A 22,497-nucleotide genomic window follows, 5' to 3' on the forward strand; every position below is an offset into this window, starting at 1 on the left:
GCACCCGAAGGAGCCGCCATGTACGCCGTCCCCGACCAGAGCGGGAAGTTCGCCGTCGTCACCGGTGCCAACAGCGGCACGGGCAAGGAGGCCGCCCGGCGGCTCGCCGACGCCGGGGCGCGCGTCGTGATGGCCGTCCGCACGATCGAGAAGGGCGAGCGGGCCCGCGCCGAGATCCTGGCCAGGCACCCGCACGCCCGGCTGGAGGTGCGCCGGATCGACCTGGCCGACCTCGCCTCGGTCGAGGAGTTCGCCGACGGGATCATCGCCGAGGGGACCCCGCTGGACCTGCTGGTCAACAACGCCGGGGTGATGTCCCCGCCCGTCCGCCTGACCACGGCCGACGGCTTCGAGCTGCAGTTCGGCAGCAACTACCTGGGCCCCTTCGCCCTGACGGTCCGGCTCCTGCCGACGCTGCTCGCCGCCGAGGCGCCGCGCGTGGCCACCATGAGCAGCGGTACGGCCCACTACGGCCGGATCCGTTTCGACGACCTCCAGCACGAGCGCCGCTACCGCCCGAACCTCGCCTACGCCCAGTCCAAGCTCGCCGACCTCATGCTGACCCGGCACCTCGCCGACCTCGCCACCCGGCGCGGCTGGAACCTGCTGAGCACCGCCGCCCACCCCGGCTACACCCGTACGAACCTGCAGACGGCGGGCGCGAGCCTCGGCGGCGGCAGGAGGTCTCGCCTGTCCGCCCTGCTCAGTGCCCTCGACTTCCTGCCCTCGCAGGGCGTCGAGCAGGGCACCGAGCCGCTGCTGTACGCCGCGACCAGCCCCGCCGCCGTCGCGGGCGGTTACTACGGCCCCGGCGGGCGGTTCGGCCTGGTCGGCCCCACCGTCACCGCCCGGCCGCCCCGCAGGGCCCTCGACCCCGCGGTCAACGCCCGGCTGTGGGCCGAGGCCGAACGCCTCACCGGCGTCGCCCTGCCCGCCCACGCCGCCTGACCCCCGGCCCGTACAAGAGACCGGTCAGGCTCGCGCGGCGGCCGGTCGCGGCTTGTGCGGAGACCGGTCACGGGGGGAGTTCTCCCGAGCCCCGGGGGATGAGCCGGGTCGGCAGCTCGATCCGTTCGGGAGGGCCGAGGTCGCCGGAGAGGCGGCGGAAGAGCAGTTCGGCGGCGGTGCCGCCGAGGCGGACCGGGTCCTGGGCCACCACGGTCACGCCGGGGTCCAGCAGGTCGGCGAGCTCGAAGTCGTCGAAGCCCACCAGAGCGGGCCGGTGTCCCGTGCGCAGCGCGGCCACGGTGATCCGGCCGTTGCCGGTGAACACCGCCGTGGGCGGATCCTCGCCGGAGAGCATCCGGACCAGGGCGGGCCCCGCCTGCCGGGCCGGGCCGGTCGCGACCAGGGAGGCGTCGAAGGGCAGGCCCGCCTCCCCGAGCGCGCGACGGTAGCCGCGCAGGCGCTCGCCTGAGGTGAAGATGGACGCGCTGTCGCCGACGAAGGCGACGCGGCGGTGACCGTGCCGGATCAGGTGGGCCACCCCCGCCCGCGCGCCCCCGGCGTTGTCGCAGAGCACCGTGTCGGCGTCCAGCCCGCCCGGCCGGTCGGCGAAGACGGCGGCGACGCCCGCGTCGAGCTCGGGCCGCAGATAGTCGTGGTCCGTCCCGGCGGGCACGATGATCAGGCCGTCGACCCCGCGGGAGCAGAAGGCGAGCGCCAGTTCCCGCTCGCGCCGGGGGTCCTCCCCCGAGGAGCCGCTGAGCAGCAGCGAGCCGTGCCGGAGCGCCACGTCCTCGACCGCGCGGCCGAATCCCGCGTAGAAGGGGTCGGCGACGTCCTCGATGACCAGGCCGACGCTCGCGGTCCTGCCCCGGCGCAGGACGCGGGCGCTCTCGTTGCGCCGGTAGCCGAGCCGTTCGATGGCTGCCGTGACCCGCTCCGCCGTGGCGGGGCTCACCCCCGGCTCGCCGTTGACGACCCGGGACACGGTCTTCAGCGCCACCCCGGCCGCCGCCGCGACGTCCTTCATGGTGGGACGTCCCCGCGAACTCTCTGTCACGGCCCGATCATCGCCCAGGTTCGGCGCGCTGACAACGTTGTCATCGAGGTGGGGCGCCGGAGGGGGCCGGGCCGGCGGGAGAGAAGGTCAGCGGGGGGAGAGGGCGCTGCTCCTGACGCCCGAGGCGTGCAGGTCGGCCTCCACCCGCGCGGCGGTGGCGAGCAGCGGCGGGAGCAGGTGGCGGCGGGCGGACTCGGAGGTCGTACGGCTCGCGTGGGAGGAGATGTTGATCGCGGCGGTCACCCGCCCCGAGCGCTCCCTGACCGGGACGGCGATCGAGCGCAGGCCCTCCTCCAGCTCCTGGTCGACCATCGCCCAGCCCTGGGCGCGAACCCTGTCGAGCTCGGCCCCGAGGGCGTCGGGGGAGGTGATCGTCTTGGGGGTGAACCGGTGGAGCTCGACCTGCCCGAGGTAGGCGTCGAGGTCGCCGGGCGGCAGCCAGGCCAGCAGCACCCTGCCCATCGAGGTGCAGTGGGCCGGGAAACGGGTACCGATGTTGATGGTCACCCGCATGATCCTGCTGGTCGCCACCCGGGCCACGTAGACGACGTCCTCGCCGTCGAGCACCGCCACCGACGCCGACTCGTGCACCTCGGCGACGAGGCGTTCGAGGTGCGGCTCGGCCACCTCGGGCAGCGAGAGGCTGGACAGGTAGGCGTACCCGAGGTCCAGGACGCGGGGGGAGAGCGCGAACAGCCGCCCGTCGGTCCTGACGTAGCCGAGGTCGACGAGCGTGAGCAGGAACCGCCGGGCCGCGGCCCTGGTCAGGCCGGTCGCGCGGGCCACCTCGCTGAGCGTCAGCTCGGGGCTCGTCGCGCTGAACGCCTTGATCACCGAGAGCCCGCGTGCCAGCGACTGCACGTGGTCCGAGCCACGGTCAACCGGTTCGACCATCCCCGCCCTCCTCGTCCCGGTCGAACTCTAGCGCCGCCCGTGCCACCGCGAACGCCCGGTTGGCGGCGGGCACACCCGCGTAGATCGCGGTCTGCAGCAGCACTTCCTTGATCTCCTCCTCGGTCAGGCCGACGCGGAGCGCCGCCCTGACGTGCAGGGCCAGCTCGTGCTCGTGCCCGAGCGCGGCGAGCATGGCCAGCGTGATGCAGCTGCGGGTACGCCGGTCCAGGCCGGGACGGGTCCAGATCTCGCCCCACGCGTATTTGGTGATGAACTCCTGGAAGTCCGCGGTGAAGGGGGTGGTGCCCGCGACGGCGCGGTCCACGTGCTCGTCGCCGAGCACGGCCCGGCGCGTCGCGTCCCCGGCGGCCCACCCGGTCGTGCCGCCCGTCCCTCCGCTCGCCCGCCCGGTCGTGCCGCCTGTTTCTCCGGCCGTCCGTCCGGTGGTGCCGCCTGTTTCTCCGGCCGGACGCTCGGTCGTGCCGTCTGGTCCTCCGGCCGTCCGTCCGGTCGTGTCGTTCGTGTCCCCGCTCATGTGCCCGCTCTCCCGTTCGTTCTTGCCGGTGGCCCGTTCGCTCATCCGTCGGCCCCCGTGAGGTTCGCGTGTGCGGCGAGCGCCCGGTCGACGAAGACGGCGGCGGAGCCGAGGGCGCCCGCCGGGTCGAGGGCCGCGTCGACCTCCTCGGCGGTCAGGGAGACGCCGGGATCGGCGAGCAGGACCTCCCGCAGCTCCGCGCCCTCCTCGGTGGCGCGGGCGCAGGCGGCGTCCACCAGCCGCCGGGCCTCCGGGGTGCCGCCGAGGCGTACGACGACCTGCTCGGCCATGAGTAGCCCGCGGGTCGCCCCGAGGTTGGCGCGCATCCTGGCCGGGTCGACGGTCAGGCCCTCCAGCACCTCGCGGAGCCAGGAGGCGGCGCTGCCGGTGAGCCTGAGCAGCTCGCCCAGCGTCTCCCACTCGGCCTGCCAGGGGCCCGCAGCGCGCTCGTGCTCCTGGACCATGCCGTCCAGGATCGAGGCGACCAGCCCGGGGACGCGCTGGACGCAGGCGAGCACGGACATCGAGCCCACCGGGTTGCGCTTGTGCGGCATCGCGCTGGAGGTGCCCCGGCCGGGCCCGGCAGGCTCGGCGACCTCCGCCACCTCGGTCTGGGCGAGCAGCTTCACGTCGTTCGCCACCTTGCCGAGCGTCCCGGCCGCGGTGCCGAGCGCGCAGGCGAGCCGGGCCACCGGGGTCCGGTCGGTGTGCCAGGGGACGACGGGCTCGGCCAGTCCCAGCCGGGCCGCGAGGAGCGGCGGCACCTCGTGGCCACGCTCGCCGAGGACCGAGAGGGTGCCCGCCGCCCCGCCGTACTGGACCGGCAGCGGCACCTCCGCCAGCCCGGCCCGTGAGCGGTCGAGCGCGCTCAGCCAGCCCGCCGCCTTCAGCCCGAACGTGATGGGCACGGCGTGCTGCAGGACGGTGCGCCCGGCCATGACGGTGCCGCGATGGCCGGACGCCAGCCGCGCGCAGGCGTCCGCGCAAGCGGACAGGTCGGCGAGGATCGGGGTCAGCGCGCGGCGGGCGATCAGCATGGCGGCGGTGTCGTTGATGTCCTGGCTGGTGGCGCCGTAGTGGACGAACCGCCGCAGGCCGGGCTCGACCCGCTCCCGCAGGGCGGCGACCAGGGGGATGACGGGGTTACCGGTCCGCGCGGCCTGTTCGCCCAGTTCGGCGATGTCGATGCCAATGCCGATGTCGGTGCCGATGTCGATGCCGCTGCCGTGGAGCTCGGGACGGCGGATCTTCGCCAGCGCGGCGGGCACCTCGGCGGGGACCAGGCCGATCCCGGCCTGCGCGCCGGCCAGCGCGGTCTCGACGTCCAGCATGGCGGCCAGCCACGCGACGTCCGACACCTCCGCCGCGGCCCCGCCCCTGGCGAACATCCCGGAGAACAGGCCGGGGCGCGGGCCTGGGGACGGGCCGCCGTGCGCGGAAGCGGGAAAGGGAAAGGGAAAGGGAGAGGGAGAGGTCATGTCCACCTCCTGGTGGTTCGAACGCCGCTCAGGAACCGATTCCCTCAAGGACGACGGCGAGTCCCTGGCCCACGCCGATGCAGATGGCGGCCAGGCCGTACCCGCCGCCCCGGAGGTGCAGCTCGTGGGCGAGGGTGCCGAGGATACGCGCCCCCGAGGAGCCGAGGGGGTGGCCGAGCGCGATGGCGCCGCCGTTGACGTTGACGATCTCAGGGTCGAGGTCGGGCCACTCGGCGAGGCAGGCGAGCGACTGGGCGGCGAACGCCTCGTTGAGCTCGACCACGCTCAGGTCGGACCAGCCGACCCCCGCCCGCTTGAGTGCCGTACGGGCCGCGTCGACCGGTCCGATGCCGAACAGGTGCGGCTCGACGCCGACCACCGCGCGGGAGACGATCCTGGCCAGCGGGGCCCGCCCCGACCGGGCGGCCCCCGCCTCGTCGCCGACGAGCAGCGCGGCGGCGCCGTCGTTGAGAGGGGAGGCGTTTCCCGCGGTGACGGTGCCGCCGGGGCGGAAGACCGGCTTCAGGGCGGCCAGGGACTCCTCGGTCGAGTCGGCCCTGACGGACTCGTCACGGTCGAGGGCGTCGAGCGGGACCACCTCGCGGTCGAAGACGCCGCGCTCCCAGGCCGCCGCCGCGCGACGGTGGCTGCGCAGCGCGAACCGGTCCTGGGCCTCGCGGCCGATGTCGTAGCGGTCGGCGAGGATCTCGGCTCCCTCGCCCAGGGCGACCGTCCACTCGGCGGGCATCCGGGGATTGACCATGCGCCAGCCGAGGGCGGTGTCGTGCAGGGTCCGCTCTCCCCGGTCGAAGCCCCGCGCCGGTTTGGGCATCACCCACGGCGCCCGGCTCATCGACTCGGAGCCTCCGGCGACCACCAGGGACGCGTCTCCCACGGCCACCGCGCGGGAGGCGGCGATCGCGGCCTCCAGGCCGGAGCCGCACAGCCGGTTGAGGGTCGTGCCGGGCACCGTCACCGGCAGCCCGGCCAGGAGGACGGCCATCCGCGCGACGTCCCGGTTGTCCTCGCCCGCCCCGTTGGCCGCGCCGAAGAACACGTCCTCGACGGCGGCCGGGTCGAGGGCGGGGGCGCGGCCGGTGAGCGCGCGGACGACGTGCGCGGCCAGGTCGTCGGGGCGGACGCCGGACAGCGCGCCGCCGTACCGGCCGATGGGCGTGCGGACCGCGTCGAGGATGTAGACGTCGTTCACGATCGGAAGCTCCTGTCCGCCCGGTGCCCGGGTGTTCGGGTGTCGCGGTCGCCGGAATGTGTGTTCGTTATGCGAACGAATGTTCTCTCAATGAACATACTGATTCGCCGTCCGGGCGGTCAACTCGGCGGGCACGCTTCCTTGACACACTTGACGTCGGCGGCGTAACTTCCGCGATATGCGCCGTTCGTCCGGAGAATCATTGTTCGCATAACGAACTTCACCCCTCACACTCTTCCCTCCGGGAGGTCCTGTGCGCGTCCCCCAGCCGTCCTGACCGGCCTCCCGGCCGGCCTTCCGATCGGCGCGGTCGCGTTCTCCCCGCCGGGCGGCACCTGCCGCGGGTACGGCGTGCGCGGTGTCTCGCGGCTGACAGTGGCCGCCGGACGACAGTCGTGCGGCCGAACACGAAAAAGGAGAACGTCATGCCGCTCATGGACGCCAAGACATGGACCGGGCAGGTTTTCGGGGACGGCTGGGTCACCTCGCGCGCGGGTGACGCGGCCGTGGTCGAGCCCGCCACCGGCGCGGAACTCGGCCGGGTCGGCGTGGCCGGGGCCGAGGACGTGGCGGCGGCGGCCGTGCGCGCCGTACGGGCGCAGCGGGAGTGGGCGGCGACCTCGTTCGAGGAGCGGGCGGCCGTGCTGCGGCGGGCCGGGAGGCTGTTCGATGAGCACGCGGAGGAGATCCAGGACTGGCTGGTCCGCGAGGCCGGGTCGATCCGTCCCAAGGCGGGCGTGGAGACGCACGTCGCCGCCCAGGAGTGTCACGAGGCCGCCGCGCTGGCGTCCCAGCCGCTGGGGGAGATCCTGCCGACCGTCAAGCAGCGGCTCAGCCTGGCCCGCCGCGTACCCGCCGGGGTGGTCGGGGTGATCTCCCCGTTCAACTTCCCGCTGGTCCTCGCCATCCGCTCGGTCGCCCCGGCGCTCGCCCTGGGGAACGCGGTGATCCTCAAGCCCGACCCGCGCACCGCCGTCTCCGGGGGCGTCGTCATCGCCCGCGTCTTCGAGGAGGCGGGACTGCCGTCCGGGCTGCTCCACGTGCTGCCGGGCGGGGTGGCGGCGGGGCAGGCGCTGGTCGGAGACCCGCTGGTACGAGTGATCTCCTTCACCGGCTCGACCTCGGCGGGGCGCGCGGTCGGGGAGGCGTGCGGGCGGCTGCTCAAGCGGGCGCACCTGGAGCTCGGCGGCAACAGCGCGCTGATCGTCCTGGACGACGCCGACCTGGACCTCGCGGTCTCGGCGGGCGCCTGGGGCTCCTTCCTGCACCAGGGACAGATCTGCATGACCACCGGGCGCCACCTCGTGCACTCCTCGATCGCGGCGGAGTACGTGGCGCGGCTCGCGGAGAAGGCCGACCACCTGCCGGTCGGCGACCCGGCGGGCGGGCAGGTCGCGCTCGGCCCGCTCATCGACGCCGGTCAGCGCGACAAGGTCCACGGCCTGGTCACCGCGAGCGTCGACGCCGGGGCGCGGCTGGCCGCCGGAGGCACCTACGAGGGACTCTTCTACCGGCCCACGGTCCTGGCCGACCTGCCCGAGCACTCTCCCGCGTACGTCCAGGAGGTGTTCGGCCCGGTCGCGCCCGTCGTGCCGTTCTCCACGATCGAGGAGGCCGCCGCGCTGGCGTCCGACAGCGAGTACGGCCTGTCGCTGGGCATCCTGACGCGCGACGCGATGCGCGGCCTGGCACTGGCCGACCTCGTTCCCACCGGGATCGTACACGTCAACGACCAGACGGTGGACGACGAGGCGGTGGCCCCGTTCGGCGGGGTCGGCGCGTCGGGCACCGGCTCGCGCTTCGGCGGGGGACGGGCCAACATCGAGGCCTTCACCGAGACCCGCTGGGTGACGATGCAGGGAAACATCGCGACGTACCCCTTCTGACGGGCGGGCACCGGCGGACCGGTTCGGGCGGGCGGCTCCTGGGAGCTCCTGGCGGCTCCTGGCGGGTCCCGGCGAGCGGGTTCCGGCAGGCCGGGACCGTGCGTCGGCCGGACCGGGACCGTGCGTCAGCCGAGGCGGGACTGTGCGTCGGCCGGACCGGGGGCGTGTGTCGGCTGGACCGGGACTGTGCGTCGGCCGGGCCGGGGGCGTGTGTCGGCCGGGCGGGACTGTGAGTCGGCCGGACCAGAACCGTGCCCGATGAACCCCGGGTGAGCGGGGATTGCTGGGTAACCACCCCCGGTGGTGCGCTGTGAGCCCTATGGGAGAGTTGGGCAAGGTCCGAGCGAGGGGGAAGTGTGTCGCGGGTGTCGCCGGTGTCGCGGGTGTTGCTCATCGCGGGGTTCGTGCTCGCGGCGCTCAACCTGCGGCCCGCGCTGGCGGGCGTCTCCCCGGTGCTGGACGAGATCATGGAGGATCTCGGCCTGAGCGCCGCCGGGGGAGGGGCGATCACCACGGTCATGGTGGTCTGCCTGGGCGTCCTCGGCCCGCTCGCACCCCTGCTCGCCCGCCGCTTCGGCCTGGACCGCACGCTCATGGCCGGGCTGCTGATCCTGGCGGCCGGGGTGGTGCTGCGCGGCACGGGAAGCGTCCCCGCGCTCTACGCGGGCGCGGCCATAGCGGGCACGGCCATCGCCGTGATGAACGTCGCGATGCCCGGCGTGGTCAAGCAGCACTTCCCCGCGCGGGTCGGGCCGTTCACCGCGGTCTACGTCTCCTGCCTGGTGCTGGGCGCCGCCGCCGCGTCCGGTTCCGTGGTCCCGATCGAGCGGGCCACCGGGCTCGGCTGGCGCGAGGTGACGGCGATGACCGCGATCCCGGCGCTCGCCGCCGCGGCGCTCTGGCTGCCCCAGGCGCTGCGCCGCCCCGCCCGCCCGGAGGTCGCGCCCAGGCCGTTCGCCCTGCTGCTCCGCAGCCGGGTGACCTGGTACGTCACCGTCTACATGGGCCTGCAGTCGCTCACCTTCTACATCGTGCTGGCCTGGATACCGACGATCTTCAAGGACGCCGGGCTCCCCGCCGACCAGGCCGGATACATGCTCAGCCTCACCAACCTCGCCCAGGTGGCGGCCACGCTGACCGTCCCGGTGCTCGCGGGACGGGCCAGGTCGCAGGTGCCGTACGTCACCGCCGCGACCGTCCTCACGATCGCCGGGTATCTCGGCGTGCTGATCGCCCCCGCCGCCCTGCCGTGGCTCTGGATGATCGTCCTCGGGGTGGGGCAGGGCGCCTCGATAGCGCTCGCCCTGCTCATCATCACGCTCCGCGCGCCCGATCCGGTCTCGGTCACCGCGCTGTCGGCCGTCGCCCAGTCCGTCGGCTACACGCTGGCCGCGCTCGGGCCGCTCCTGATCGGCGCGCTCCACCAGCTCTCGGGCGGCTGGACGCTGCCGCTGCTGGCCGGGCTCGGCGCGTGCGGCCTGCAGCTGGCGGCCGGGTTCCTCGCCGGGCGCCCGGTCGCGCCGTCCGGCGCCGGTGAGCCCCACCCGTCCGAGGACTCGCCTTCCCTGGCCTGACCCGCGCCGGACAACGGACGGGAACGCGGGCGCGGACGCTGACGGGGACGGGGACGGGAACGGGAACGGAGACGGAGACGGGGACACGGACGGGGACACTGACGCGGAGCCGGACACGGCCGTGACGGCGCGGCCGCTCGTGGGGCGGCTCCCCGTCACCCGCAGGAAGCCGCTCGTATGTCCCGTTCCCTTCGCGAGTCGTTGTTCCAATGGTCATCCGGGCGGCCTACGTTCCTGAACATGATCCGTAGGCTTCTGGCCGCGGCGCTCGCGGTCCTCGCGACCGGTACCGTCGCCGTTGTGCTGCAACAACCCGAACCCGCCACCGCCGAGCCCCGCGGCCGCGAACCCCTCGTCATCGGCCACCGGGGCGCCAGCGCGCACCGGCCCGAGCACACCCTGCTCGCGTACGAGACCGCGATCGCGCTCGGTGCCGACTACATCGAGCCCGACCTGGTCTCCACGAAGGACCACGTGCTCGTCGCCCGGCACGAGAACGAGATCGGCGGCACCACGGACGTCGAGAGCCACCCCGAGTTCGCGGCGCGCCGGACGACCAAGACCATCGACGGCGTCGCGATCACCGGCTGGTTCACCGAGGACTTCACGCTCGCCGAGCTGAAGACGCTCAGGGCCGAGGAGCGCATCCCCGACCTGCGCCCGGACAACACCGCCTTCAACGGCCTCGCGGAGATCCCGACCTTCGACGAGGTCGTCGCGCTCGCCAGGCGCAGCGGGGTCGGCGTCTACCCCGAGACCAAGCACCCGAGCTACTTCGACTCCATCGGCCTCTCCCTGGAGGAGCCGCTGCTCGCCGTGCTCGGCCGCCACGGCTGGCGCGGGAGCCGGGACCCGGTCTTCATCCAGTCCTTCGAGACCGCCAACCTGCGCGAGCTGAGCAAGAGGACCAGGCTGCCGCTGGTCCAGCTCATCACCGCCACCGGCGCGCCGTACGACTGGGCCGCCGCCGGGGACCCGCGCACCTACGACACGATGGTCACCCCCGCCGGGCTCCGCGACGTGGCGAGCTACGCGGACGGCGTCGGCGTCGACACCAGGCGGATCGTGCCCACCGGCCCCGACGGCCGCCTCCTGCAGCCCACCTCGCTGATCCGGGACGCCCACCGGGCCGGCCTGAAGGTCCACACCTGGACCGTCAGGAACGAGAACTCGCAGCTTCCGGTGGACTTCCGGTCCGGGAACCCGGCGAGCCCGGCCTACCCGCGCGCCACCGGCAACGTGATGGGCTGGCTGGAGAGGCTCTACTCCCTCGGCGTCGACGGCGTCTTCGCCGACGACCCGGGCATGGCCAACGCCGTCAGGGCGCGCGTCTTCTAGCATCTCCCGGTCCCGACCGTCCGGGCACGACGGCCCCCGTACGGTCGGGAACGCGGCTAGCCCTCGGGCGGCGGCCTGTCCGTGACGGCCGCGTAGAGCTCCTCGGCCAGGCCCTCGCCGCCCCGGGGAGCGAACGGCCCGACCGCGACGACGTGCCCGTCGGGCCGCAGCAGCACCAGCGTGTCCTCCGGGACGCCGAACCGCAGGCGGACCCGCTCGCCGGGGTCGAGCAGGAGCCGGTCGCGCAGCTCGGAGCCCGGGGGCACGTCCCACCTGCTGACCACGTACTGCCGCAGCGCGGGCGAGTCGGGGGGAGGGGCCAGGGGAGCCCGCCGGGCGTCGGTGAAGTACAGCGCCACGAAGGAGTCCGCGCACAGGTCGTGCGGGTGGACCTCCCCGGCCGGGCCGAACAGCGGCAGGTCCGGGACGCGGTCGCCGTGCCGCACCGGCGCGGGGGTGTCACCGGTCCTGACCATCGCCCAGTCGCCGGTGCCGTCCACGTCGAGCCGCACTCCCAGCAGGGTGCGCGTCTGGGCGGTTCCCCAGCCGCCCTCCGTCATGGCCGCGGCGTCCGTACCGCGATGGGCCATGACGGCGCGGGCCGCCTCGGCCATCTTGCCCGAGCCCAGGGAGGCCACCGGGAGCTGCTCGCGCTCGTACCCGTCGAGCAGCCGGTCGCCCGCCCACCCCCGCAGCACCCACGCCAGGCGCCACGCCAGGTTGGAGATGTCCAGCGCCCCGGTGTTGAGGCCGAGCGCCCACATCGGGGTGATCAGGTGGGCGGCGTCCCCGAGCAGGAAGACCCGCCGGTCACGCCAGCGGCTCGCGATCCGGTGGTGGACGCGGTAGACGTTGCAGCCGACCAGCCGCGAGGGCCCCACCTCCCCGAGGAAGCGCAGCGCCCGGTCGCGCAGCTCCGCCTCGTCCGGTTCCGGCGTGCCCGGCTTGAGCGCGTAGACGAAGCGCCAGCAGTGCGGCAGGCGCACCACGACCACCCACTCCTCCGGGTCGGAGAAGTAGCCCAGGTAGGGATAGTCGCGCGGGGTCTCGACGTCGAGGTCGACCTCCAGGTCGACGAGCACGTACCGCTCCTCCAGCGTCCGCCCCTCGACGGCCACGCCGAGCGCCCCCCGGACGAACGACCGCCCGCCGTCGCAGCCGAGCAGGAACGACCCGCGGATCGCCCGCGGCCCCGAGGCCGTCTCCGCGGTCACCTCCACCCCCTCCGCGTCCTGCCGGAAACCGGTCACGCGGTGCCCCATCCGCAGCGCGCCCGGCGCCCTGCGCTCCAGCTCGTCGCGGAGCACCGGCTCCAGGTGGTGCTGCGGGATGTTGGCGATGAACGGGAACCGGGTGTCCCCGGCCAGCGCGTCCGTGCGCACCCGGAACCTGGGCAGGCCCGTGGCGCGCTCGAACTCGCCGATCTCGTCGACGCGCAGCGCGGCGCGGAGCACCGGGGGCAGCGCCCCGTACCGGTGCAGGATCTCCAGGCTGCGGGTGAGCAGCGAACCGGCCTTGGTGTCCGGGGAGAGCCGCTCGTCCTCCTCCAGCACCACGACCGGGAGCCCGTGGTGGGCGAGCCCGAGCGCGGTGATGAGCCCCACGGGACCCGCACCGGCCACGACGACCGGAGCGGGAGGCTCAGCCATTCTTCAGCTCCACCAGCCGCGAGACGTATCTCGTCCCTCCCACGTTCGTCAGCTTGTGCACCGCGCCCGGATCCCTGAAGACCACCGAGCCGCGCGGCTCCGGCGCGTCGATCAGCCGCCCGTCGGCGGTCTCGATGACGTTGAGGGCCTCCTCGACCGCGATGACGAGGTACGGGTGGTCGTGCCGGTGCAGGGGCTGGGTCTGGCCCGGTTCCAGCTCGATCTGCCATACCCTGACCAGCTCGTTCTCGAAGACGACGTGCTGGCCCACCGGGCCAAGGCCGGTCTCGCCCACTTCTGGATCACTCATCGGATACCTCCGTGTCGACTCGGATGATGTGGCGGGTACCCGCCGGGAGGGCCGGGTTCAGGCGGTGGTCTCGCGCGCCCACGGCAGCAGGAGGCGTTCGATCGCGACCAGGACGTAGAACAGCGCGATGCTCATCGCGCCGAGCAGGACCATCGCGGCGAACGCCAGCGCGGTGTCCGCGCTCGCGCCGGACTGGACGATGACGTAGCCGAGCCCCGCCTGGGCGCCGACGAACTCACCGATCACCGCGCCGATGACGGCCAGCGAGATCGCGACCTTCAGCCCGACGAAGATCTGCGGCAGGGCGTGCGGAAAGCGCACCTGGAGGAACGTGCGCCACCAGCTCGCCCGGAGCGACCTGCTCAGCTCGACGAACTCCGCCGGGGTGGACCGCAGGCCGGTGGCCGTGGAGATCACTATGGGGAAGAAGCAGACGAGGAAGACCATGACCACCTTGGGGAGCTGGCCGAACCCCATCCACACGACCAGGATCGGCGCGACGGCCACCTTGGGCACCGCGTTCACGGCGATCAGCAGCGGGTAGACGCTCTCCTCCACGATCCGGAACGTGGCGATCAGGACCGCGATCAGCACGCCCGCCACCACGGCGAGCGCGTACCCCTGCAGCGTCTCCACCAGCGTCACCCAGGTCTGGTCGAGCAGGTAGCCGCCGTGCAGGCCGAAGACGGCGAGCACGTCGGGAGGCGCGGGCAGGACGTAGGGCGCGATGCCGAAGGCGACCGTGGCCAGCCACCACGCCGCCACGGCCAGCGCCGCGCCGATCATGGGAAGCACCCAGACCCTCACCGGGCGTTCCTCCCCGTCGGCTCCCCGGACGAGCCCGGAACCTGCCCACCGGCCCGCTCGTCGGACCGCGCGCCCGCTCGTTCACCGGCCCGCTCGCCGGGCCGCTCACCGGCCTGGTCGCCGACCCGGTCGCCGGCCCGGTCGCCGAGCGGTTCCGCGAGCAGGGAGCGCAACTTCGCGCCGTACCCGGCCAGCCGCTCCGCGTGGGCGTCGCGGCCGAGGGAGCGCGGCCGGGGTACGTCGATCTCCACGATCTCCCGGACCCGGCCGGGCCGTGGGCTGAGCAGCACGACCCGGTCGGCGAGCAGTACCGCCTCCTCGATGGAGTGGGTGACGAGGACGACCGTGGCGGCGCTCTCCGCCCGGATCCGCTGGAGCTCGGCGGAGAGCTCCTCGCGGGTGAGCGCGTCCAGCGCGGAGAACGGCTCGTCCATGAGCATGACCTTCGGCTCGCAGATCAGCGACCGGCACAGGGCCACCCGCTGCTGCATGCCGCCCGACAGCTCGTGCGGGAGCCGCCTCTCGAACCCCTCCAGCCCGGCCACGCGCAGCAGCTCGCGCGCGCGGCCGAGATGGGCGGCCTTCGACCGCCCGAGGAACTCCACGGGCAGCAGTACGTTGCCGAGGACGGTCCGCCACGGGAGCAGGGCGGGCCGCTGGAACATGAGGCTGACGTCGGGGCGCGGCCCGGTCACCGGCTCTCCCGCGACTTTCACCTCCCCGCCGGTCGCCGGGATGAGACCGGCGATCAGCCGCAGGAGCGTCGACTTCCCGCAGCCCGAGCGCCCGATCACCGCCACGAACTCGTGCTCGCGCACCCGCAGGCCGATCCCCTCCAGCGCGGCCACCGGCCCGGCCCTGCCGGGGAACACGCAGGACAGATCCGAGATCTCGATCATCGTCAGGATCCGGGGGCCAGGCCGAAGGTGACGACGTCGAAGGGCCTGAAACCGGGCTTGATCACCTTCGCGTCCTCGAGGATGGCGATGACGGCGGTCACGCGGCTCTCGTCCAGGGCGCCCACGGGCACCCCGGCCTCCGACGGCCGTACGTAGGCGGCCATCTCCTTCAGCTCCGCGGCGGCGGTGACCGGGTTCTGGGTCGGGTGGTGCTTGTTCAGGATCCGCCCCGCCTCGTCGGGGTTGTCGATGGCGTACTCCAGTCCCTTGAGCAGGGCGTCCCGGAACTTCGTCACCACGACGGGCTGCTCGGCCGCCATCTTCGTGGTGGTCGTGAGGATGTTGCCGTACATCTCCTTGACGTGGTCGCTGTACGGCAGGACCACGGCCTTGCGCCCCTGGGCCGCCTGCTCGATGGTCGGCCTGCCCACCACGAACTGGCCGATGGCGTCGACCTTGCCCGAGGACAGCAGCTGCGGCAGCGACGGCGGCGGCGCGGGAACGAAGGTGACCTTGGCCGGGTCGATCCCGGCCGCCTTGGCGTACGCGGGGAAGACGAGCTTCACGGCCGAGCCCGGCGGGTCGGCGATCTTCTTGCCCTCCAGGTCCTTGGGCGCCGCGATGCCCGAGCCCTCGAGGGCGATGACGGCGGTGAGCGACCGCTGCTGGATCGCCGCCACGCCGGTGACCGGCAGTCTCTGCCCCGCGAGGGTGACGATGGAGCCGGTCAGGTCGGTGATCCCGAAGTCGGCCTGGCCGCTCGCGATCAGTTTGAGGGAGTCGGCGGTGCCGCTGCCGGGCCTGATGGTGACGTCGAAGCCCGCGTCCCTGAAATACCCCTTCTCCAGGGCGACGTAGGCGTAGGAGTCGCGCCCGAAGACGTTGAACGAGGTCAGGTAGTTGATTTTCGTGGTGGCCGCGGGCGCGGACGGCGCGCCCGAGCCCGGCGCGGAGGTGCCGGTGCCCGCGCACGCGGTGGCGACGAGAACGCACAGGGCGGCCAGCGAGCTGCGGGCGATGGTCGGGATGTTCACGGGTCCCCTTCCGTTACCAGATTTGATCAAAACCTTTTTGATCAAATCCGGCAACGGCCCGGGATCACCTTCTTGTCAAATCTTCGACGGAGCCCGCGCCCGTCAGGCGACCTCGACCATCTGCTCGGCGTCGTCCATGGGGCGCAGCTCGTCGGCGTAGCTCACCGAGACGCGGCGCATCACGCCGCTGTCGCTGATGGAGTACTGGCCCAGGCGCCACAGCGGCGGCGAGTACGCGTGGATCGAGACGCTGCCGTGCACCGCGCCGGTCAGCCGGTGGATGTGGTCGGGGCCGAACGAGAAGGACTCGCCCTCCGAGATCACGGTCTCCAGGTGCTCGCCGCCGATGCGGGGGTTGCACTCCAGGAGCGTCCCGGCCACCACGCGGACGGCGCCCGAGGAGGTGTCGTGGTCGTGCCAGCCGGTGTCGTCCTCGGGCCGCCAGCACAGCAGCCAGACGTCCACGTGGGAGTCGCGGTAGAGGGAGGCGAAGTGGCGCCCGCCCTCCTCGGGGAACTCCACCTGGTCCGCCCACCTGGACGGGTCGGCGGCCAGCTCGTTGACCAGGTCGAGGAGCTCGCGCCGGTCGAGGGCGCGGGCGGGCAGGGCCTCGTAGCTCATGAGGTCTCACCGCCGGACGGACCGGAGCCCGCGATGTCCGCTCGCCCGGCGTGACTGACATGACCGGTGACTCTTGCGCGCCGCTTGCCCGCGGCGTGGATCGCCGGGAGCGCACAGCTCTCGCGGCCCTGGTACTGGTTCACTTGCGCGACTCCTTTCCGTTCAGAAGGCGGTGCGGGTTGGTGACCGCGACGGCGTGCCAGGCGGCGTCGCCGAGCGCGGGGTCGGGTGCGGTGGCGTAGGGCTGGTCGGAACCGCTCACCACGACGTCGACGCCGAGTTCGCGGACGACGGCGTCGATGGCGCGCGGGCCGTAGGAGGAGGTCTCCAGGAACATGCCGGGGTCGACCTGTCCCCGGCCCTCGCCGCCCCGGTTGGCGAGCCGCTCGGAGTGGAGCGGGGCCAGCCCGGCGAGCAGCGAGAAGCAGACCCGCAGGCGCGGGTGGCGGGCCCGCCCGAAGGCGGTGAAGGCGTACCACGCGGCGTGCATCTGCTGCACGTACGGCACGACGGCGGGCCACCAGCCGGGGCCCTCGGGCTCGGTGGCGGGGCCGGGGTGCACGAAGAGCGGCAGGTCGCGCTCGGTGAGCACGTCGAGCAGCGGGGCGACCCTGTCCAGGCCGGCGGCGTCGCGCACGGCGGTCGCGGGCAGCTGGAGCCCGGCGAACCCCGGCCGCGCGTCCCCGGCGGCGTCCCTGACACCGCTCCGCGCGTCGAGGGCCTTGGCGAGCCTGGCGGGGTCGATCTCGCTGAGGCAGGCCGCCGCCCAGGCGCCGAAGGGCGCGGGCAGCGCGAGGGCGTCCTCGTGGTAGGCGTCGATGATCGGCCAGGCCTCGCCGGGCGGCAGCGACTCGACGCCGAGCGGGCTGGACAGCGACACGAGGGCCAGGTCGAGCCCCTCGTTCAGCGCGAGGCGCCCGGCGAGGTCGTGGTCGGCGGGGTCGACCTCGTAGGCGGGCTCGCCGTCCAGGTGGAGGGTCCAGCCGTCGAGCCGGGGCGCGGTCGTGCGACGTCTGAGCGCGTCCACGAACGCGGGCGTCCACAGATGCTGGTGAACGTCGACGGTCACGACGGGTCCCCTCCTTTCCGGCCTTCGAGGTATTCCCTACCTAGAATAGGGGTAAACGCCCCCACCTCGCTACATCCAACAGTGACACGGTTCAGTGAACCGTTTCAGTGAACCGCTTCACCTGGCTTTGTGTCAATACCTCCGGATGTCCCGCGACGCCTCCGATCGCGCGGGTGGCGCGCCCCCGAAGGCCCCGAGGAATAGGCTGGTCCGATGCCCCAGCCCCGGAAACGAGCGACCATACGGGAGGTGGCGAAGGCCACCGGCCTGTCGCCCGCCGCCGTCTCGTACGCCCTGCGCGGCCTGCAGGTTTCTGAGGAGACCATCGAGCGGGTGCGCCAGGCCGCGGCCGAGCTCGGCTACGAGGCCGACCCCATCGCCCGCGCCCTGGCCAGCGGCCGGACCGGCATGATCGGCCTGCTCTGCGGCTCCCTGGAGGACCTCTGGCAGCAGGCGCTGGCCGTCGGCATCGGCCGCGCGCTCAAGGACAACGACCGCTACGCCCTGATCCTGGACGCCGCGGGAGACCCGGCCAGGGAGCACACCCTCGCCAGGCAGCTCCGCGACCAGCGGGTGGACGCGCTGATCGTGCAGCCGGTCGACCCCGCGGCGCCGCTCTGGGCCGACCTGTGCGAGGGGCTGCCGGTGGTGTCGATCGGCGACGCCCTGGCCGGGGCGCGCGCCGCGGGCGAGGTCGTCTTCGACAACCGCGCCGGGGTGACCCTCGCCCTGGAGCACCTGCGCGGGCGGGGGCACCGGCGCCTCGCCGTCCTCACCTCGACGCGGGCCAGCACCCCCGACCGGCCCGCCGACGTGCACGTCCTGGCCGAGGCCGGGCGGCTCGACCTGGACATCGAGATGGTCACCTCCTCGCAGTCGCTGGGGACCGCCACCCGGGTCGCGGGCGAGATGCTCGACGCCGGGCACCGGGCGTTCTTCTGCTTCGCCGACTCGATCGCCTACGGCGTCTACGCGGCCTCGGCCGAGCGGAAGCTGGGCATCCCGTTCGAGGTGTCCGTGATGGGCTACGACGACCATCCCATGTCGGGCCTGCTCACCCCCGGCCTGACCACGGTCGACTGGGACATCGACGGCATCGTCCGGGCCGCCGTCCGCATCGTCGTGGCCGCCGCCGACGGCAACACGCGCCGCCGCCGCATCGTCCAGGCACCCCAGCTCCGCGAGCGCGGCTCGGTCGGCTGACCCGCAGGTTTCAGGGCGGGAGTTCTTGCGCCGCGTCGAGGCCGGCCCGCAGGTCTCAGGGAACGAGACCGGGCAGGAGCCCCCGCGCCGCGTCGAGGTCGGCGTCCAGGGGACGGTCCTCCATCGCGGGGTCGAGCGGCAGGTCGCAGGGCAGCCCGCGCCCCCGCAGGGCCCGTACGGAGGCCACCAGCTCGCACGCCAGGACGATCTCCAGCGGTTCGGCGGCGGCGAGCGCGGAGCGGGCCGCCTGCGGGGTGAAGCTCGCGTGGTCCTCGGTGCCCAGGGAGAGCACGGCCCCGCCCAGGGTGACCGGGGCGGCCAGGTGGCGCAGCTCTGCCAGCGCGGAGTGCGCGACGTACTCGAGGATCATGACCCCGGACAGCCCGGGACGTTCGGCCAGGAAGGGGAGCAGGCCCGTGTGGGCCGGGTCGTTCAAGGTGGCGAGCCTGGCGGCGCTCAGCGTCGCGGTCTGCACGAGCGCGGCCCGCAGGGCGTCGAGGGCGAGCGCGACCCGCGCCGAGTGGAAGTTGCCGTTGTGCCAGGCCCGGCCGTCGGCGATCAGCGGGTTCTCCGGGGCCGCGTTCATCTCCTCGGTGATCGTCCGCTCCGCCCGGCCGAGGGCGTCGAGGACGGCCCCGTGGACCTGCGGGAAGGCGCGGTAGCCGTACGGGTCCTGGACGCGGCGCGGGCTGGTGGAGCCGACCAGGGCGCGCAGCCCTGCCGCGACCCCGGTCTGCTCCGGGCCGCGTTGCACGACGGGGGAGAGCGGTTCGAGCGAGGCCTCGACCGCCCGGAAGGAGTGGGCCGCGACCGAGGTGGCGGCCGACAGCAGGACGCCGAGGCGGTGACAGGCCAGCGCGGCGTCCGCCAGGGTCGCCGCACCCGAGCTGATGAACGGCAGCGCGTCACCGGAGGCGAGCGCGAACCGGGGCACCGGATCCCCCGCTCGCGTCCCGGGACTCCCGGCGTCCCCGATGTCTCCGGGCCGCGCCCCGGTTCGTACGTCCTCGGGGGGCGGGGTCCAGGGAAGCTCGCCCAGGAGGCAGAGCGCGGTGGTGGCCAGGGCGGTGAGGTCGCCGGTGCCGATGGCGCCGTAGGTGCGGATCGGCGGGGTGAGGCCCCGGTTGACGGCGTCGGCCAGCACGGGCAGGAGCGCGGGATCGACCCCCGAGCCACCGGCGAGCAGCTGGTTGAGGCGGACCACCAGGGTGGCGCGGGCGCGGAACGCCTCGATCGCCGGTCCGGCGCCGCCCGCGTGGCTGCGGAGCAGGTCGAGGCCGGTGTCCTCGGCCGCCACGCCCTTGTTGGCGCCCACGCCGGTGGTCCGGCCGTACACGGGCCCTTCGAGCAGGCCGGACGTCCGCCACGCCGCCTCCGCGCGGCCGGTGGAGCCCAGCGCGATCCCGGAGCCGTGGGCCGCCCGGCCGACCTGCTCGCAGGTCAGATGGGCGCCGTCAAGGACGACGGTCATCGGCTCAGTCGCCGACGATCGCGTCGAGGATCAGGTCGAGCAGCCAGCTGACCAGGCCGATGACGATCGCGCCCCAGAACGCGGCCCAGAAGCCGTCGACGTGGAAGGGCAGCCGGAACTGCTCGGCGATCCAGCTGGTCAGCAGGAGCAGCCCCGCGTTGACCACCAGGGCGAACAGGCCGAGCGTGAGGATGTAGAAGGCGCAGCCGAGCGTCGCGATGATCGGCTTCAGGACCGCGTTGACGACCCCGAAGACGAAGGCGACGGCGACGAGCGTGCCGATCTCCCTGATCGGAGTCGGCGCGGACACCGTGATGCCGTCCACGAACCGGGTCGCCGCCCACAGGGCGGCTGCCACAACCAGTATTTTGATGATTATTTTCACGTCTCGGGATCCTCGCATGGATGGTCGGACGGGCGGTAGGTTCGCGCCCTAAATGTGGATATATACGCATAACGGGTGATTTGCCGACCGGTCGCGTCCCCGCCGATCCGGTCACCCCGGGCGGCGAGGGCGCGGTGGCCGCGACGGTCGCCGGGACGGAGGCCCGGCCCGGCGCCCGCGGAAAGTTTCGCATCCGTGACCGTATGCGGTCATGAAAGTGGCGAGATCATGCCAGGCGTGCCGCTCCCCGGCGGGGAGAAACGCCGCCGGATGGGAAGGTCCCAGGTGAGGAGCACGAATCGCCGAGGGGGCCTCATCATGTCCAACGCCCGATCATCCACCGGTCGACAGGAAAAGCCGTCCGCCGGAGCCGGGACGACGTCCGGAACCGCGGCCGAGGCTCACTCCGCCCCCAAGCCGGGGCCACCGCCCAAGCCCGGACCTCCCCCCAGGCCCGGCCCCCCGCCGAAGCCCGGCCCGCCCAGGCCCGGCCCCCCTCCCAGGCCCGGCCCCGACCCGGGAACGGAACCCGACCCGGGAACGGAGAGCACGCAGGAGACCGGATCCACTTCCAGGTCCGGCCCCGGACCCGCTCCCGGGTCCAACCCCGGACCCGCTCCCGGATCCACCCCCGGGTCCGCGTCGCGGGCGGAGCACACCGCGGCGAACGGCACGAAGGCCGGACCCGCCGGTCGTACGCCGGGCAAGGAGGGACGTACGGCCTCCAGGGAGATCCGGCTCGCGTCGCGGCCCTCCGGGTGGCCGACCCCGGAGAACTTCGACCTGGTGGAGGTGCGGCTGCCCGCCCCCGGCGATGGGGAGATCCTCGTCCGCAACCTCTTCATGAGCGTCGACCCCTACATGCGGGGGCGCATGAACGAGGGCAAGTCCTATACCCCACCCTTCCGGGTCGGAGAGCCCCTCGACGGCGGTGCCCTCGGCGAGGTCGTCGTGTCACACGCGCCCGGCCTCGCGCCCGGGGACACCGTCACCCACAGGTCCGGCTGGCGCGAGTACGCCGTCCTCGACGCGAAGGACGCCCGCCGGGTCGAGGAGATCCCCGGGGTGCCGCTCTCCGCCTACCTGGGCGCGCTGGGCATGACCGGCCTCACCGCGTACGTCGGCCTGCTCGACATCGCCCGCTTCGAGGAAGGCGAGGCGGTGTTCGTGTCCGGCGCGGCGGGGGCGGTGGGCAGCATGGCCGGGCAGATCGCCCGGTTGAAGGGCGCCTCGCGCGTGGTGGGCAGCGCCGGGTCGCGGGAGAAGGTGACCCACCTGGTCCGCGACCTCGGCTTCGACGCCGCTTTCGACTACCGCGACGGCGAGATCCACGAGCAGCTCGCCAGGGCGGCCCCCGGCGGGATCGACGTCTACTTCGACAACGTCGGCGGCGAGCACCTGGAGGCGGCCATCGACGAGCTGAGGACGTACGGCAGGGTCGCCATGTGCGGGTCGATCTCCTCCTACAACGCCACCGAGCCGGTCCAGGGGCCGAGGAACATCGGCCTGGCCGTGGGAAGGCGGCTCACCCTGCGCGGGTTCATCGTGTCCGACCACCCGGACCGGCTGCCCGACATGATCGCCGAGGTGGGCGCCTGGCTCCGCGAAGGCAAGATCACCTTCACCGAGACCGTGGTCGACGGCCTGGAGAACGCCCCGCGGGCGTTCATCGACATGCTCCGCGGCGCCAACACCGGGAAGATGCTGGTCAGGCTGGCGCACTGACGGTGCATACCGTCATTTGCGCATGATGGCCATATTCTCGGGGCAGAAGGGGCGTGAGGGGGTGGGTCTGTTGGAAACGGACGAGCTTGAGTCGCTGTCGGCCCAGGAACTGCATGATCGCGCGGTCCACTACGCCGTGCACCACGGAGATCTCGGCTTCCTGTGGGAGCTGCTCACGTTGATTCCCGCGGCGGAGGCGTCCGCGGGGAACGAGGACCAGACGACCAACGACCTCAGCCGGGTCTCGGCCCTGCTCAGCGACGCGATGGCCTCGGGCCACGGGGAGCTGGGCGAGGCGCTGCGGCCGTTCTACATCGAATACCTGTCCAAACATCCGGAGGCCTGAGGCGGGCCGGGTGCCCGCCCTCACCCGGGCGTTCCTCCCTTCGCGGCCCTCTGTAGGG

General features: G+C 73.5%; 21 protein-coding genes. 7 read left to right on the plus strand and 14 right to left on the minus strand.

The genetic code is table 11. The features are described 5' to 3' along the window. Nucleotides 1-18 precede the first annotated feature (18 nt). Nucleotides 19-948, plus strand: coding sequence for an SDR family oxidoreductase (locus ABT053_RS15035; RefSeq protein ID WP_350969571.1), 930 nt, complete (start codon nt 19-21; stop codon nt 946-948). 67 nt (nt 949-1,015) lie between these two features. Here ABT053_RS15035 and ABT053_RS15040 read toward each other — a convergent pair whose 3' ends face one another. The 5 genes from ABT053_RS15040 to ABT053_RS15060 all read right to left on the minus strand — a co-directional run bounded on the left by ABT053_RS15040 (nt 1,016) and on the right by ABT053_RS15060 (nt 6,122). Further along, entirely contained in the window at nt 1,016-2,005 is a 990-nt protein-coding gene (locus tag ABT053_RS15040; protein ID WP_502991762.1) for a LacI family DNA-binding transcriptional regulator, read from the minus strand. Between the two features lie 87 nt (nt 2,006-2,092). Further along, the gene (locus ABT053_RS15045; protein WP_350969572.1) at nt 2,093-2,899 is read right to left on the minus strand and encodes an IclR family transcriptional regulator; all 807 of its coding nucleotides are present in this window, start codon (nt 2,897-2,899) and stop codon (nt 2,093-2,095) included. Beyond that, entirely contained in the window at nt 2,883-3,479 is a 597-nt protein-coding gene (gene pcaC, locus ABT053_RS15050) for a 4-carboxymuconolactone decarboxylase (RefSeq protein WP_350969573.1), read from the minus strand. Before pcaC ends, ABT053_RS15045 begins: the two co-directional genes overlap by 17 nt. Next, on the minus strand, nt 3,476-4,912 hold the full coding sequence (pcaB, locus tag ABT053_RS15055) for a 3-carboxy-cis,cis-muconate cycloisomerase (protein WP_350969574.1): 1,437 nt from the start codon (nt 4,910-4,912) through the stop codon (nt 3,476-3,478). Before pcaB ends, pcaC begins: the two co-directional genes overlap by 4 nt. A 28-nt stretch (nt 4,913-4,940) precedes the next feature. Further along, nucleotides 4,941-6,122 carry a thiolase family protein gene (locus ABT053_RS15060; RefSeq protein WP_350969575.1) on the minus strand — a complete coding sequence of 394 codons (1,182 nt, stop codon included), beginning with the start codon at nt 6,120-6,122 and terminating at the stop codon, nt 4,941-4,943. Between the two features lie 425 nt (nt 6,123-6,547). On the opposite strand from ABT053_RS15060, the gene ABT053_RS15065 reads away from it, so the two are divergent. The 3 genes from ABT053_RS15065 to ABT053_RS15075 all read left to right on the plus strand — a co-directional run bounded on the left by ABT053_RS15065 (nt 6,548) and on the right by ABT053_RS15075 (nt 10,920). Next, nucleotides 6,548-8,008 carry a benzaldehyde dehydrogenase gene (locus tag ABT053_RS15065; protein ID WP_350969576.1) on the plus strand — a complete coding sequence of 487 codons (1,461 nt, stop codon included), beginning with the start codon at nt 6,548-6,550 and terminating at the stop codon, nt 8,006-8,008. Between the two features lie 356 nt (nt 8,009-8,364). Beyond that, entirely contained in the window at nt 8,365-9,582 is a 1,218-nt protein-coding gene (locus tag ABT053_RS15070) for a CynX/NimT family MFS transporter (protein ID WP_350969577.1), read from the plus strand. A 240-nt stretch (nt 9,583-9,822) separates the two neighbouring features. Beyond that, the gene (locus ABT053_RS15075) at nt 9,823-10,920 is read left to right on the plus strand and encodes a glycerophosphodiester phosphodiesterase (protein WP_350969578.1); all 1,098 of its coding nucleotides are present in this window, start codon (nt 9,823-9,825) and stop codon (nt 10,918-10,920) included. Nucleotides 10,921-10,976: 56 nt separating this feature from the next. On the opposite strand, the gene ABT053_RS15080 is transcribed toward ABT053_RS15075, so the two are convergent. The 7 genes from ABT053_RS15080 to ABT053_RS15110 all read right to left on the minus strand — a co-directional run bounded on the left by ABT053_RS15080 (nt 10,977) and on the right by ABT053_RS15110 (nt 17,309). Continuing rightward, the gene (locus ABT053_RS15080) at nt 10,977-12,569 is read right to left on the minus strand and encodes an FAD-dependent monooxygenase (protein WP_350969579.1); all 1,593 of its coding nucleotides are present in this window, start codon (nt 12,567-12,569) and stop codon (nt 10,977-10,979) included. Then, nucleotides 12,562-12,879 (minus strand): cupin domain-containing protein, encoded by a 318-nt coding sequence (locus ABT053_RS15085; protein ID WP_350969580.1) that lies wholly within the window; start codon nt 12,877-12,879, stop codon nt 12,562-12,564. Before ABT053_RS15085 ends, ABT053_RS15080 begins: the two co-directional genes overlap by 8 nt. 57 nt (nt 12,880-12,936) lie before the next feature. Further along, nucleotides 12,937-13,686 (minus strand): ABC transporter permease, encoded by a 750-nt coding sequence (locus ABT053_RS15090; RefSeq protein ID WP_350969581.1) that lies wholly within the window; start codon nt 13,684-13,686, stop codon nt 12,937-12,939. Then, on the minus strand, nt 13,683-14,585 hold the full coding sequence (locus tag ABT053_RS15095; protein WP_350969582.1) for an ABC transporter ATP-binding protein: 903 nt from the start codon (nt 14,583-14,585) through the stop codon (nt 13,683-13,685). The genes ABT053_RS15090 and ABT053_RS15095 overlap by 4 nt, the downstream gene beginning before the upstream one ends. A gap of 2 nt (nt 14,586-14,587) precedes the next feature. After that, complete coding sequence (locus ABT053_RS15100) at nt 14,588-15,619, minus strand: ABC transporter substrate-binding protein (RefSeq protein ID WP_350969583.1); 1,032 nt, start codon at nt 15,617-15,619, stop codon at nt 14,588-14,590. Nucleotides 15,620-15,721: 102 nt separating this feature from the next. Further along, nucleotides 15,722-16,240 (minus strand): cysteine dioxygenase, encoded by a 519-nt coding sequence (locus ABT053_RS15105; RefSeq protein WP_350969584.1) that lies wholly within the window; start codon nt 16,238-16,240, stop codon nt 15,722-15,724. A gap of 139 nt (nt 16,241-16,379) precedes the next feature. Beyond that, nucleotides 16,380-17,309 carry an amidohydrolase family protein gene (locus ABT053_RS15110; RefSeq protein ID WP_350969585.1) on the minus strand — a complete coding sequence of 310 codons (930 nt, stop codon included), beginning with the start codon at nt 17,307-17,309 and terminating at the stop codon, nt 16,380-16,382. 213 nt (nt 17,310-17,522) lie between these two features. Here ABT053_RS15110 and ABT053_RS15115 point away from each other — a divergent pair, with 213 nt between their 5' ends. Continuing rightward, a complete protein-coding gene (locus ABT053_RS15115; RefSeq protein WP_502991765.1) occupies nt 17,523-18,512 on the plus strand; it encodes a LacI family DNA-binding transcriptional regulator in 990 nt (329 codons plus the stop codon). A gap of 55 nt (nt 18,513-18,567) precedes the next feature. On the opposite strand, the gene ABT053_RS15120 is transcribed toward ABT053_RS15115, so the two are convergent. Beyond that, the gene (locus tag ABT053_RS15120; RefSeq protein ID WP_350969587.1) at nt 18,568-19,983 is read right to left on the minus strand and encodes an aromatic amino acid lyase; all 1,416 of its coding nucleotides are present in this window, start codon (nt 19,981-19,983) and stop codon (nt 18,568-18,570) included. A gap of 4 nt (nt 19,984-19,987) precedes the next feature. Continuing rightward, nucleotides 19,988-20,368 (minus strand): phage holin family protein, encoded by a 381-nt coding sequence (locus ABT053_RS15125; protein ID WP_350969588.1) that lies wholly within the window; start codon nt 20,366-20,368, stop codon nt 19,988-19,990. 732 nt (nt 20,369-21,100) lie between these two features. Here ABT053_RS15125 and ABT053_RS15130 point away from each other — a divergent pair. Beyond that, a complete protein-coding gene (locus tag ABT053_RS15130; protein ID WP_350969656.1) occupies nt 21,101-22,093 on the plus strand; it encodes an NADP-dependent oxidoreductase in 993 nt (330 codons plus the stop codon). A gap of 61 nt (nt 22,094-22,154) precedes the next feature. Continuing rightward, nucleotides 22,155-22,439, plus strand: coding sequence for a hypothetical protein (locus ABT053_RS15135; RefSeq protein WP_329085017.1), 285 nt, complete (start codon nt 22,155-22,157; stop codon nt 22,437-22,439). The last annotated feature ends 58 nt before the right edge of the window (nt 22,440-22,497 follow it).

Source organism: Streptosporangium sp. NPDC002524, assembly GCF_040295985.1.
Lineage (GTDB): Bacteria > Actinomycetota > Actinomycetes > Streptosporangiales > Streptosporangiaceae > Streptosporangium.